This is a genomic window from Bradyrhizobium sp. HKCCYLRH3097 (genome assembly GCF_051167875.1).
Taxonomy (GTDB): Bacteria; Pseudomonadota; Alphaproteobacteria; order Rhizobiales; family Xanthobacteraceae; genus Bradyrhizobium.
In genome coordinates this window covers 69,262-81,630 of sequence record NZ_JBNPTX010000012.1, presented here as the reverse complement: position 1 = coordinate 81,630, position 12,369 = coordinate 69,262, and the positions used below count along the sequence as shown (strand labels likewise).

At 64.3% G+C, this 12,369-nt stretch carries 12 protein-coding genes; 1 reads left to right on the top strand and 11 read right to left on the bottom strand.

Annotated features, from left to right (window positions below):
* Positions 1 to 3: 3 nt before the first annotated feature.
* Positions 4 to 1,041: an ABC transporter permease gene (locus ACQR0U_RS25515; protein WP_315711566.1), complete on the top strand. Its 1,038-nt coding sequence runs from the start codon at positions 4 to 6 to the stop codon at positions 1,039 to 1,041.
* A gap of 162 nt (positions 1,042 to 1,203) precedes the next feature.
* Here ACQR0U_RS25515 and mtnK read toward each other — a convergent pair whose 3' ends face one another.
* The 11 genes from mtnK to nuoI all read right to left on the bottom strand — a co-directional run bounded on the left by mtnK (position 1,204) and on the right by nuoI (position 12,366).
* Positions 1,204 to 2,502, bottom strand: a complete 1,299-nt coding sequence (mtnK, locus tag ACQR0U_RS25510; RefSeq protein WP_434843817.1) for an S-methyl-5-thioribose kinase — start codon at positions 2,500 to 2,502, stop codon at positions 1,204 to 1,206.
* 104 nt (positions 2,503 to 2,606) lie between these two features.
* The gene (locus ACQR0U_RS25505; RefSeq protein ID WP_315711565.1) at positions 2,607 to 2,882 is read right to left on the bottom strand and encodes a DUF1467 family protein; all 276 of its coding nucleotides are present in this window, start codon (positions 2,880 to 2,882) and stop codon (positions 2,607 to 2,609) included.
* 15 nt (positions 2,883 to 2,897) lie between these two features.
* Entirely contained in the window at positions 2,898 to 3,302 is a 405-nt protein-coding gene (gene mce / locus ACQR0U_RS25500) for a methylmalonyl-CoA epimerase (protein ID WP_315711564.1), read from the bottom strand.
* 47 nt (positions 3,303 to 3,349) lie between these two features.
* Complete coding sequence (locus tag ACQR0U_RS25495; protein ID WP_315711563.1) at positions 3,350 to 5,020, bottom strand: ribonuclease J; 1,671 nt, start codon at positions 5,018 to 5,020, stop codon at positions 3,350 to 3,352.
* Positions 5,021 to 5,824, bottom strand: a complete 804-nt coding sequence (locus tag ACQR0U_RS25490; protein WP_315711562.1) for a biotin--[acetyl-CoA-carboxylase] ligase — start codon at positions 5,822 to 5,824, stop codon at positions 5,021 to 5,023.
* Positions 5,825 to 7,252, bottom strand: coding sequence for an NADH-quinone oxidoreductase subunit NuoN (gene nuoN / locus ACQR0U_RS25485; RefSeq protein ID WP_434843785.1), 1,428 nt, complete (start codon positions 7,250 to 7,252; stop codon positions 5,825 to 5,827).
* Between the two features lie 29 nt (positions 7,253 to 7,281).
* Positions 7,282 to 8,790 (bottom strand): NADH-quinone oxidoreductase subunit M, encoded by a 1,509-nt coding sequence (locus tag ACQR0U_RS25480; RefSeq protein ID WP_315711560.1) that lies wholly within the window; start codon positions 8,788 to 8,790, stop codon positions 7,282 to 7,284.
* Positions 8,787 to 10,859, bottom strand: a complete 2,073-nt coding sequence (nuoL, locus tag ACQR0U_RS25475) for an NADH-quinone oxidoreductase subunit L (RefSeq protein ID WP_315750892.1) — start codon at positions 10,857 to 10,859, stop codon at positions 8,787 to 8,789. The genes ACQR0U_RS25480 and nuoL overlap by 4 nt, the downstream gene beginning before the upstream one ends.
* 65 nt (positions 10,860 to 10,924) lie before the next feature.
* On the bottom strand, positions 10,925 to 11,233 hold the full coding sequence (gene nuoK / locus ACQR0U_RS25470; RefSeq protein WP_315711558.1) for an NADH-quinone oxidoreductase subunit NuoK: 309 nt from the start codon (positions 11,231 to 11,233) through the stop codon (positions 10,925 to 10,927).
* Entirely contained in the window at positions 11,230 to 11,868 is a 639-nt protein-coding gene (locus ACQR0U_RS25465; RefSeq protein ID WP_015666525.1) for an NADH-quinone oxidoreductase subunit J, read from the bottom strand. The genes nuoK and ACQR0U_RS25465 overlap by 4 nt, the downstream gene beginning before the upstream one ends.
* Positions 11,869 to 11,877: 9 nt before the next feature.
* Entirely contained in the window at positions 11,878 to 12,366 is a 489-nt protein-coding gene (nuoI, locus tag ACQR0U_RS25460; RefSeq protein ID WP_006611003.1) for an NADH-quinone oxidoreductase subunit NuoI, read from the bottom strand.
* Positions 12,367 to 12,369: the final 3 nt, after the last annotated feature.

The window sequence follows — 12,369 nt, the reverse complement described above, 5'->3', positions numbered from 1 at the left end:
GTCATGGCGCATGGCGAGACCGTTCCGATGCCGGAGGCGCCGTCGCGGCGCGCAGGCGGGGTCGCATCGCTGCTGCGCTCGCAGATGCGCAACATCGCGCCGTTCCTGACCTTGATCTTCCTCACGGCGTTCTTCGCGATCGCGAGTCCGTCCTTCGCCACGCTCGACAACGTTGGCAACATCCTGACCCAGGTGTCGGTCACCGGCATCATCGCGGTCGGCCTCACCTTCGTGATCCTGTGCGCCGAGATCGACCTGTCGATCGCCGCCATCGCCAACGTGACCGGCATCGCCGTTGCCTACTTCACGATGCAGGAGTCCTACGTCAACATCGCCAACGTGCCGATGCCCGGTTTTGTCGCCATCCTGCTCGCGCTGGCGCTGTGCGCATTGCTCGGCCTGGTCAACGCCTTCGGCCTGACCGTGATCGGCATTCCCTCCTTCATCATGACGCTCGCGATGATGCAGATCGCCGCCGGCATCTCGGCGATGCTGGTGCGCGGCCAGATCGCCTACAAGGTTCCCCCCATCATCACGACGCTCGGCTCCAGTTCCGTGGCGGGGGTGCCCTGGATCGTGATCGTGGCCGCCCTGATGCTGTTGCTCGGTCACCTCGTGCTGACCTACACGCGGTTCGGCCGCTACGTCTACATGGTCGGCGGCAACCGCGAGGCGGCGGAGTATTCGGGGCTGAACGTCAAGCTGATCCTCGGCAGCGTGATGGTGATCTCGGCCGTCTGCTCGGGGATCGGCGGCATGCTCGGCGTGGCGCATTTCGGCAGCGCGCAGCAGAATGAGTTCGACACCTACCTGCTGGATTCGATCGCCGCCGTCGTGGTCGGCGGCACCAGCCTGTTCGGCGGCCGCGGGGGCATCGGCAACACCATCGTCGGCCTGTTCGTGCTCGGCGTGCTCAACAACGGCCTCGACCACGTCAACATCGACAGTTTCCTGAAGATCCTGATCCGCGGCCTGATCCTGCTCGCCGCCCTGGTGATCAACGTCTATGCCCAGCGGCTGCGGGCGAAGGCGGCGGATTGAGCGTGCTGCGACGCGCGCTGCCGTAGCCCGGAAGCGACATCCGCGATCACACGAGCCGTATCGGAAAACCCGGATGTCGCTTCATCCGGGCTACGAGCTCTTCCGCAACGTTGCGAGCGCAGCTCGCCCCTCATAACGACGTAGAAGGCCGAGGCGACGGAATTAAAGCCCCGGCTGCCAGTGGCGCAACTCGCGGGCAGCCCGCGTCACCGCCCCGATCGTCGTGAACGTCGTCGTCTCCACCATCAGCGTCCGTGCCAACCGCAGTGCCCGCACCTCGCAGGTCGCGCGCCGCTTGGCGTCCTCGATCAGTTCGAAATCGATGTTGTGCGCGAGGCCGAGGATGCGACGAATGATCTTGGCCGCGGTGAAACCGATGGCGTCCTGGAACAATCTCACCACGTAGGCCTGACGCTCGGTCTCCAGGCGTGCGGCGCCCGCTTCACCCGGAAACAGTGACCGCGGATACGCATCGCCTGTCGCCTCGCTGCGCCACAGCGCCAGGAACTTGCCCGCGAAACCGTTCCAGACCTCATCGACTGCCGCCAGCACCCATCCCTCGAAGTGCTCCCGCTCGCCCGCCCGCTGCTCGTGTCCTTCGGACGCAAAATAGGCCATCAGCAGATTGGCGAGGACCGCACCGACGTCGAATCCCATCGGACCGTAGAAGGCGAATTCCGGGTCGATCACCTTGGTCTCGGTGTCCGTCACCATGATCGACCCGGTGTGCAGGTCGCCATGGATCAGCGCCTCGGCACAGGACAGGAATTTCAGCTTGAGCCTGGAGATCGCGACGTGCAGATCGAGATCGGCGCGAATGTCGGCCGCGGTCGCGTCGAGCCACGGTGACGTCCAGCGGTTTTGCTCGGCGATGCGATAGGGGTCGGTGAAGATCAAATCCTCGGTGATCTTGCACAGCGCATGATTGCCGGCAAAGCTTGCGATCGCCTCCTTCTTCTCGGCGGCAGACAGTGCGAGGTCGGACGAGAAGAACAGCGTCCGCGCCATGAAGGTCGTGATGTGATCGACGAAGGCCGGATAGGTTGTGCCCGCGACCAGCCCCTTGCGCATGATGATGTGCGGCTCCAGCAGCTCCATCGCCGTCAGCGCCAGCGCCGCATCATGGTGGACGATGGCCGGCACGAGGCCGGGGGCAAGGCGGTTCTGATGCGTCAGCGCCAGATGCTCATAGTGGGCGCGTGACAGCGGCAGCGGCCAGCTCTCGCCGACCAGCCGCACGTAAGGCAGCGCCTGCTTCACCGCGAGACCGCCGGACGATCCCTTGACGATGAAGACCAGATTGAGGTTGCCATCGCCGACCTCGGTGATTGACCAGCGCTCGGCCGGTCCGCCGAGTTGCCCTGCAACTGAAGGGATCCCCGCGAGATAGTTTCGAAGATCAACCTCGTTCAGAATGCGATAGCCCGATTGCGTCCCGTTCCGGGCTTCGGCCGATATCATCACGCGCAACCTCCCTGTCGGTCTTGTTTTGACCTCCTATAGCAAAAAAGCCGACGCACGTCCGCGCATCGGCTTCGAGAGAACGTTGTGCGATGCGAGCGGGGCTAGAACGGAATCCCCATCAGCCGCGAAAGCCGCTCAACGCTGAGATAGCCGGCCTGATAGGCCACGAGTGACAGGGCGAAGATCGCGGCCGACAGCAGCGTCGTCCAGATCAGGCGCCGCCCCATTCGGCTGATCGTCGGCGCACCGGGGTCGGTGCCTAGCGGGCCTCCGCCGGACTCGTGCTGGCTGCGGATGCCGAACGGCAGGGTCACGAACAGCGTGACCCACCACATCACGAAGTAGATCGCGAGCCAGGTGGAGATCGTATAGGCCATGGTCGCCCCGCTGCCTCAGGCCTGCTCGATCTCGACGAGCGCGCCGGAAAAATCCTTCGGATGCAGGAACAGAACCGGCTTGCCATGCGCGCCGATCTTCGGCTGGCCGTCGCCGAGCACGCGGGCACCCTCCTTGATCAGGGTGTCGCGCGAGGCGATGATGTCGGCCACCTCGTAGCAGACGTGATGGATGCCGCCGTCCGCGTTGCGCTCGAGGAATTTGGCGATCGGTGACGCCTCGCCCAGCGGCTGGATGAACTCGATCTTGGTGTTGGGCAGAGTGACGAACACCGTGATCACGCCATGCTCCGGCAGCGGTACCGCCGCCGAAATCTCAGCACCGAATGCCGCGCCATAAATCCTGGCGGCCTTTTCGGCGTCCTTGACCGCGATGGCGACGTGGTTGAGCCGGCCCAGCATGACATCCTCCACTTTTTCTTTTTGAACGGCCGTTCAGCAGGCCCGCGTCAGACTTCCAAGACATGGACGAGACAGATCGGCTTCTTGCCCCACTGCTCATTGACCGCCGAACGCACCGCCCGCCGGACGGATTCTGCCGCTGCGTCAGAATCGCGCCGACGCGCCCGCGGCAGACCTTCGAAGGTGGAAACGACAGCATCGAAGACGATGTCGTCCATCTCCTCGCCCGCCGCATTCTTCTCGGGGATGCCGACCATGTCGACCTCGGGATCGTCGGCCAGCTCGCCCTTCTCGGTGATGGCGAGCGCCACGAAGATGCAGCCAGCAAAGGCCATCTTGCGACGCTCGACCACAGCGCGCGACTTCGAATCCTCGACGATGCTGCCGTCCTTGTAGAGCCGCCCCGCCGGCAGTTGGTCGATGATTCCGGGATCACCGGGGCCGAGCTTGACGAGGTCGCCATTGCGGCAGGTGATGACCTTGGGCACGCCGCAGGCGCGCGCCAGCCTCGCGTGCTCGTGCAGATGCAGCGCCTCGCCATGCACGGGGATCAGGAGCTGCGGCCGCGTCCACGCGATCATGTCGCGCAGCTCGTCGCGGCGCGGGTGGCCGGAGACATGGACGAGATGGTTGCGGTCGGTGATGATCTCGATGCCCTGCTGCACCAGCCCGTTGATGACGGCGCCGACCGCCTTCTCGTTGCCGGGGATGGTGCGCGACGAGAAGATGACGGTGTCGCCCTTGTTCAAGGTGACCAGCGGATGATCGTCATTGGCGATGCGCGAGAGCGCCGCGCGCGGCTCGCCCTGGCTGCCGGTGCAGAGCGCGAGCACCTTGTCGGCCGGGAAATGGCCGTAGAGATCCATGCCGCGGAAGTTCTGCACGCCGTCGAGATAACCGGTCTCACGCGCGACCTGGACCACGCGTTCCATGGCACGGCCGACGATGACGACCTCGCGCTCGGCCTCGCGCGCCGCTTCGGCAACGGCGCGGATACGCGCGACGTTGGAGGCGAAGGTGGTCACGGCCACGCGGCCCTTTGCTTCCTTCACCAAAGCCGCGATCGTCTTGGCAACCTCGGCCTCGGACGGCGAGCGTCCCTCGCGCACGGCATTGGTGGAATCGCCGATCAGTGCGAGCAATCCGGCATCACCGAGCTCGCGCAGCCGCTTCTCGTCGGTCGGCGCGCCCAGCACCGGCGTCGGATCGATCTTCCAGTCGCCGGTATGCAGGACAGTGCCAACCTCGGTGTGGATCGCCAGCGCGTGCGATTCAGGGATCGAATGCGCGACCGGAATGAACTCGACGTTGAACGGACCGATGTCGACGCGGCCGCCGGAGGGGATCACCTTGACCGGGATCTTGGCTGGGAGGCGCTCGGCCTCGCACTTGGCCTCGAACAGTGCGGCGCTGAACTTGGTCGCGTAGATCGGGCATTTCAGCCGCGGCCACAGGTCTATGATCGCGCCGAAATGATCCTCATGCGCGTGGGTCAGCACGAGGCCGACGAGATTGTTGCGCTCCTTCTCCAGGAAAGCGACGTCGGGCATGATCAGGTCGATGCCCGGCAGATGCTCCTCGTCGCCGAAGGAGACGCCAAGATCGATCGCGAGCCACGAGCGCTGGTGGCGATTGCCGAGCCCGTAGATCGACAGGTTCATGCCGATCTCGCCGACACCTCCGAGCGGCGCAAATGTCAGTTCGTCGGGACGTGCCATCTAGACCGCTCCTTTGGATGCGACCGAGCCGAAATGAACATCACCGGCCGTGATCGGCTCCAATCGTCCCTCCGCGGTCCGCACCAGCATACAACCCTGTTCGTCGATCGTGTCGAAAATCCCCTCGATGATAGCATGTCCGGACCTGATGGCGACCGGCTGGCCGAGGCCTGCGGCGCGCTCGAGCCAGAGTTTCCGGATGTCACCGAAGCCCCGTCCCTCGTTCCAGATGCCGAAATACTCGACCCAGGCATCCGACAGCGCCGAGAACAGGTCCTCGGCGGTCACCTGGATGCCGAGGTCCGCCAACGACACCGCCGGTGTCGGGGTATCCAGCGGCGCCGCGACCACGTTGGTTCCAATACCGGCAACCACCGCAAGCCCTTGAGCCACCTGCTCCGCCTCGAGCAGCATGCCGACGATCTTGCGGCCGTCAGCCAGCACGTCGTTGGGCCATTTCAGCGCGAATGACGCGCGTGCTCCGGACCGCAGCGCGGCCTCGATGCTCACCTGGCGCAACGCGCTCTCGATGGAGAGGCCGGCGGCGAAGCCGAGTGTGGCTGCGATCGCAGGAGCCACGTTCAGCACTTCCAGCACGCTCGAGGCCAGATTGCCGCGCGGGGCGATCCACGGGCGCTGGCGCCGGCCGCGCCCGGCCGTCTGCTCAGATGTGACAAACCAGCACGGCGCCTTGCCGCCCTCTCGGGCCGACTTCAGCGCCTCGACATTGGTTGAGCCGGTCTGGTCGAACGTGACGAGTCGGTAGCCAGCCTTGTCAGCCTGGGACCCTAGCGCAAACGTCATCTAGAACAGCGACTTCGCCGCGGCCGCGGCCGCGCTGACCAGCGGGCCGGGATAGGCGAAGAACAGGATGTTGAAGACGCCGGAGATCGCGAGCACCGTGCGCAGCTCGATACGGACCGGATCGAGCGTCGGCAGCGGCTCGTCGAAATACATCGTCTTGACGATCAGGAGATAATAGTAGGCGCCGACCACGCTGGTGAGCACGCCGATCACCGACAGCGTGAACAGCCCGGCCTTGATGGCAGCGACGAAGACGTACCATTTGGCGAAGAAGCCCGCGAGCGGCGGCACGCCGGCCAGCGAGAACAGCAGCATCGCGAAGAAGAAGGCAAGCAGCGGATTGGTGCGCGACAGCCCCGAGAAGTCGCTGATCTTCTCGAACGACTGGCCGTTGCGCTTGATCGCCATGATCACGGCGAACGAGCCGAGCGTCATCGCGACATAGATCGCGATGTAGGTCAGCACGCCCTGCGCGCCCTCGACCGTACCGGCGGCGAGACCGACCAGCGCAAAGCCCATGTGGCCGATCGACGAATAGGCCATCAGGCGCTTGATGTTGGTCTGGCCGATCGCGGCGAACGAGCCGAGCGCCATCGAGGCGATCGAGACGAACACGATGATCTGCTGCCACTGGAAGGTGATGCCGGGAAACGCCGTCAGCGCGACGCGCGCGAACACGGCGATCGCCGCGACCTTGGGCGCGGAGGCGAAGAACGCCGTCACCGGCGTCGGCGCGCCTTCATAGACGTCCGGCGTCCACATGTGGAACGGCACCGCCGAGACCTTGAAGCACATGCCGGCGAACAGGAAGACGAGGCCGAAGATGATGCCGACGCTGCCGGTCTTCGTCGCCGCCGCGATTCCGGCAAAACTCACCGTGCCGGTGAAGCCGTAGATCAGCGAGGCGCCGTAGAGCAGCATGCCGGAGGACAGCGCGCCGAGCACGAAATACTTCAGGCCGGCTTCGGTCGACTTGACGTTGTCACGATGGCTGGCCGCGACGACGTAGAGCGCGAGCGACATCAGCTCGAGACCGAGGTAGAGCGTGATCAGGTCGCCAGCCGAGATCAGCACCAGCATGCCCAAGGTCGAGAGCAGCACGAGGATGGCATATTCGAAGATGCGACGATCGGGCTTCGACAGGAACTCCGCCGACATGATCAGGGTCGCGATCGAACCGATCAGCGTCAGGATCTTCAGGAAGCGCGCATAGCTGTCAGCGATGAAGCTGCCGCCGAAGGCCTGGCCGCCCGGCTGCCTGAGCACGAGGATGCCGACCACGATCAGCAGAGCGACCGCCAACCACGTGACGAGCCCCGTCGTCTCCTGCCCGCGAAACGCGCCCAGCATCAACAGCGCCATGGCCCCCACGGCCAACAACAGCTCCGGCAGCACCACCCAAAGCTGAGGCCCAAGATTCTCGATCATCGTCTGTGTCCCGACCCCTCAAGGTCTCATCATTGGAGCAGCGCGGCGGCCTTCACGGCCGTCACGGCGGTATTGTAGTTGTTGACGAGCTGCTGCACCGACGCCGCCGACATGTCGAGGATCGGCTTCGGATAAACGCCGAACAGGATGGTCAGCGCCACCAGCGGAAACAGGATCACGCCCTCACGCAGGGTGAGATCTTTGATGCTGGCGAGCGACGGCTTGGTCAGCGCACCGAACACCACCTTGCGGTAAAGCCACAACGCGTAGGCCGCCGAGAGGATGACGCCTGATGTCGCGAAGAACGCGGTCGGGATCGACACCTTGAAAGTGCCGAGCAGGGTCATGAACTCGCCGACGAAGCCGGACGTGCCGGGCAGGCCGACATTGGCCATCGTGAACACCATGAACACCAGCGCGTAGACCGGCATCCGGTTCACGAGGCCGCCGTAGGCCGCGATCTCGCGGGTATGCATGCGGTCATAGACCACGCCGACGCAAAGGAACAGCGCGCCCGAGACGATACCGTGCGAAATCATCTGGAACACGCCTCCGGCGACACCCTGCATGGTGCCCGCGAAGATGCCCATGGTGACGAAGCCCATATGCGCCACCGATGAGTAGGCGATCAGCTTCTTGATGTCCTCCTGCATCAGCGCGACCAGCGAGGTGTAGATGATCGCGATCGCCGAGAGCGTGAACACCAGCGGCGCGAAGTCGTGCGAGGCCAGCGGGAACATCGGCAGCGAGAAGCGCAGGAAGCCGTAGCCACCCATCTTCAAGAGGATCGCGGCCAGGATCACCGAGCCCGCGGTCGGCGCCTCGACGTGCGCGTCCGGCAGCCAGGTGTGCACCGGCCACATCGGCATCTTCACCGCAAAGGAGGCGAAGAACGCCAGCCACGCCCAGGTCTGCAAGGACCGCGGCACCGCCGTATGCATCAAGGTCGGAATGTCGGTCGTGCCGGCGTTCCAGTACAGCGCCATGATGGCGAGCAGCATCAGCACCGAGCCGAGCAGCGTGTAGAGGAAGAACTTGAACGAGGCGTAGACCCGGCGCGGACCGCCCCAGACGCCGATGATCAGGAACATCGGGATCAAGCCGCCCTCGAAGAACAGATAGAACAGCACGAGGTCGAGCGCCGAGAACGTGCCGACCATCAGCGTTTCCAGGATCAGGAACGCCATCATGTATTCGCGCAGCCGGTTGGTCACCGACTTCCAGCTCGCGATGATGCAGAACGGCATCAGGGCGGTGGTCAGGATCACGAACGGCAGCGAGATGCCGTCGACGCCCATGTGGTAGCTGATGCCGGCCGCCAGCCAGTTCGACTTCTCGACGAATTGGAAGTCGGTCTGGGCGGGATCGAAGCGCAGCACCAGGATCACCGACACCCCGAACGTGATCAGCGTGGTCCACAGCGCGATCCAGCGCGCATTGCGCCTAGCCGCCTCGTCGTCGCCGCGGACCAGATAGATCAGCAGCGCACCGACGATCGGCAGGAAGGTGACGACGGAGAGAATTGGCCAGGTGGTCATTGCTGGCCCCCCATGAACATGAACCAGGTGATCAGGCCGGCGACGCCGATCAGCATGGCAAAGGCGTAATGATAGAGGTACCCGGTCTGGATCTTGACGACGTTGCGCGTGATGTCGAGCACCCGCGCCGAGACACCGTCCGGACCGAAGCCGTCGATGACGAAGCCGTCGCCCTTCTTCCAGAGGAAGCGGCCGAGCCACTTCGCCGGACGGACGAAGATCACGTCATACAGCTCGTCGAAGTACCACTTGTTGAGCAGGAACTTGTAGAGCAGCGGCTGCTGCGCGGCGAGCTCCTCCGGGATGTCCGGACGTCTGACGTAGAAGATGTAGGAGACCACAAATCCCAGCACCATCATGACGAAGGGAAGCTGAGCGAGCCAGGCCGGCATGTGCTCCATGTCTTCGAGAATGTGCGGGTTCATCTTCAGCGACTCGCCGAAGAAGTGCTCGACGCCATGGGGATCGGTGAACACGCCCTTGAACGGGAGGCCGGCCAGGATCGAGCCTGCCGCGAGCACGCCGATCGGGATGAGCATCCAGATCGGGCTCTCGTGTGCGGCATCATAATGATGCTGATCGTGCGGCGTGCCGAAGAAGGTCTTGAACACCAGGCGCCAGGAATAGAACGAGGTCAGGCCGGCGGCGACAATGGTGAGGAAATACGCGTAGGTCGCGAACGGATTGTGCGCGGCGTACGCCGCCTCGATGATCGCATCCTTGGAGAAGAAGCCTGCGAAGCCGGGGAAGCCGGTGAGCGCCAGGGTGCCGACCGTCATCACCGCGAAGGTGTATGGGATCTTGCGCCACAGGCCGCCCATGTTGCGGATGTCCTGCTCGTGATGCATCGCGTAGATCACCGAGCCAGAGCCCAAGAACAGCAGCGCCTTGAAGAAGGCATGCGTGAACAGATGGAACATGCCGACCGAATAGGCCCCTGCTCCCATCGCCACGAACATGTAGCCGAGCTGCGAGCAGGTCGAGTAGGCGACGATGCGCTTGATGTCGTTCTGCACGAGGCCGACGGTCGCAGCGAAGAACGCCGTGGTCGCGCCGAAGAACATCACGACGGCCTGGGCGTTCGGGGCGAGCTCGAACAGCGGCGACAGGCGCGCGACCATGAAGACGCCGGCGGTGACCATGGTCGCGGCATGGATCAGCGCCGAGACCGGGGTCGGACCTTCCATCGCGTCCGGCAGCCAGGTATGCAGCAGGAACTGTGCCGACTTGCCCATGGCGCCCATGAACAGCAGCAGGCAGGTCAGGGTCAGCGCGTCGGCATGCCAGCCGAGGAAGTTGATCGTCTTGCCGGCAAAGCTCGGCGCGGCGGCGAAGATGGTCTCGAAGTCGGTCGACTTCGCCAGCAGGAACACGGCGAAGATGCCGAGCGCGAAGCCGAAATCGCCGACGCGGTTGACGACGAAGGCCTTGATGGCGGCAGCGTTGGCCGACGGCTTCTGGAACCAGAAGCCGATCAGCAGGTAGCTCGCCAGACCGACGCCCTCCCAGCCGAAGAACAGTTGCACGAGGTTGTTCGCGGTCACCAGCATCAGCATCGCGAAGGTGAACAGCGACAGATAGGCGAAGAAGCGCGGACGGTTCGGATCCTCGTCCATATAGCCGATCGAATAGAGGTGGACGAGCGAGGACACGCTGGTCACAACGACCAGCATCACCGCCGTGAGCGTGTCGACACGCAGCGCCCAGGACACCTGCAGCTCGCCGGAATTGATCCAGGGCAACAGCTCTTTCACACCCGCCTCGTGGTGCATGAAGCCGACGCTGATCAGCATCGCCCAGGACAGGCCGGCCGACACGAACAGCAGCGCCGTCGTGATCACCTGCGCCGCCCAGGTGCCGGAGGCCGGCGGCTCGGCGACATGATGGTCGTCGTGTCCGTGGCCGTGATCGTCATGCGCGTGCGCGTCGGCGGCGCCGTGGTGATGACCGTCGTCGTGATGATGCTCGACCGTATCACCGCTCGGATGGCGCGCATGCGCGCCGAGCAGCGCGATCAGGCCGGCCAGGATCGCGCCCAGCAGCGGCAGAAAGACAATGGCCTGGATCATTCGCCCGTTCCCTTACGCATGACCTTGCCGGCGAGCCGGCCCCCATCTGTGCGGATCATGCGCCCTTAGCCCTTCATCATATTGACGTCTTCGACCGCAATCGAGCCGCGGTTGCGGAAGTAGACCACCAGCACGGCAAGGCCGATCGCGGCTTCCGCCGCCGCAACTGTCAAAACCAGCAGCGCGAACACCTGCCCGACGATGTCGCCCAGGAATGTCGAGAACGCCACCAGATTGATGTTCACCGCAAGCAGGATCAGCTCGACCGACATCAAGATGACGATGATGTTCTTGCGGTTCAGGAAGATGCCGAGGATGCCGAGCGTGAACAGCATGGCCGCGACGGCGAGATAGTGCCCCAATCCGATGGTCATTTCACCCACTCCGCCGCGTCCGTGTCCTGCAGCCCCTGCCCGACCGCGACCTTGCGGACCGCCATCGCCATCTCCGGCGTGCGCGCGTTCTGGACGTTGATGTCCTGGCGCTTGACGCTCGCCTTGTGGCGCAGCGTCAGCACGATCGCGCCGATCATCGCCACCAGCAGGATCATGCCGGAGAGCTGGAAGTAATGGATGTACTTCGTATAGAGCACGAGGCCGAGCGCCTCGGTATTGGTGACGTTGGTCGGGATCGCCGCGGTGATCGCCTTCGGCGTCGTCGGGTTGATGACCCAGTAGGACACCGTCAGCAGCAGCTCGAACAGGAAGATGCCGCCGATGACGAGTCCGATCGGCATGTACTGCAGGAAGCCCTCGCGCAGCTCCGTGAAGTCGACATCGAGCATCATGATCACGAACAGGAACAGCACCGCGACCGCGCCGACGTAGACGACCACGAGGATCATCGCCAGGAATTCGGCGCCCATCAGCACGAACAGGCCGGAGGCGTTGACGAAGGCGAGGATCAGATAGAGCACCGAGTGAACGGGGTTCTTCGAGACGATCACCATCACGGCCGAGGCCACGCAGACCGCCGCGAAGAGATAGAAGAAGAGCGCAGGAAGGATCATCGGACGGCCTCAGCGGTACGGCGCGTCGAGCGCGATGGCTTTGGAGATCTCGCGCTCCCAGCGGTCGCCATTCGCGAGCAGCTTGGCCTTGTCATAATACAGCTCCTCGCGGGTCTCGGTCGCGAACTCGAAGTTCGGTCCTTCGACGATGGCGTCGACCGGACAAGCTTCCTGGCACAGGCCGCAATAGATGCACTTCACCATGTCGATGTCGTAGCGCACCGTGCGACGGGTGCCGTCGTTGCGGCGCGGACCGGCCTCGATCGTGATCGCCTGCGCGGGACAGACCGCCTCGCACAGCTTGCAGGCGATGCAGCGCTCTTCGCCATTGGGATAGCGCCGCAACGCGTGCTCGCCGCGGAAGCGCGGCGAGATCGGGCCCTTCTCGAACGGATAGTTCAGGGTCGGCTTCGGCTGGAAGAAGTAGCGCATCGCGAGGAAGAATGCGGAGACGAACTCCTGCAGCAGCAGCGACCGTGCGGTGGCGGAAATGTTCATGAC

What these genes read in the sequence shown, in the direction of transcription:
- ACQR0U_RS25515 (WP_315711566.1), top strand. Translation starts at nt 4, where the DNA reads ATGGCGCATGGCGAGACCGTTCCGATGCCGGAGGCGCCGTCGCGGCGC.
- mtnK (WP_434843817.1), bottom strand. Translation starts at nt 2,502, where the DNA reads ATGATATCGGCCGAAGCCCGGAACGGGACGCAATCGGGCTATCGCATT.
- ACQR0U_RS25505 (WP_315711565.1), bottom strand. Translation starts at nt 2,882, where the DNA reads ATGGCCTATACGATCTCCACCTGGCTCGCGATCTACTTCGTGATGTGG.
- mce (WP_315711564.1), bottom strand. Translation starts at nt 3,302, where the DNA reads ATGCTGGGCCGGCTCAACCACGTCGCCATCGCGGTCAAGGACGCCGAA.
- ACQR0U_RS25495 (WP_315711563.1), bottom strand. Translation starts at nt 5,020, where the DNA reads ATGGCACGTCCCGACGAACTGACATTTGCGCCGCTCGGAGGTGTCGGC.
- ACQR0U_RS25490 (WP_315711562.1), bottom strand. Translation starts at nt 5,824, where the DNA reads ATGACGTTTGCGCTAGGGTCCCAGGCTGACAAGGCTGGCTACCGACTC.
- nuoN (WP_434843785.1), bottom strand. Translation starts at nt 7,252, where the DNA reads ATGATCGAGAATCTTGGGCCTCAGCTTTGGGTGGTGCTGCCGGAGCTG.
- ACQR0U_RS25480 (WP_315711560.1), bottom strand. Translation starts at nt 8,790, where the DNA reads ATGACCACCTGGCCAATTCTCTCCGTCGTCACCTTCCTGCCGATCGTC.
- nuoL (WP_315750892.1), bottom strand. Translation starts at nt 10,859, where the DNA reads ATGATCCAGGCCATTGTCTTTCTGCCGCTGCTGGGCGCGATCCTGGCC.
- nuoK (WP_315711558.1), bottom strand. Translation starts at nt 11,233, where the DNA reads ATGACCATCGGATTGGGGCACTATCTCGCCGTCGCGGCCATGCTGTTC.
- ACQR0U_RS25465 (WP_015666525.1), bottom strand. Translation starts at nt 11,868, where the DNA reads ATGATCCTTCCTGCGCTCTTCTTCTATCTCTTCGCGGCGGTCTGCGTG.
- nuoI (WP_006611003.1), bottom strand. Translation starts at nt 12,366, where the DNA reads ATGAACATTTCCGCCACCGCACGGTCGCTGCTGCTGCAGGAGTTCGTC.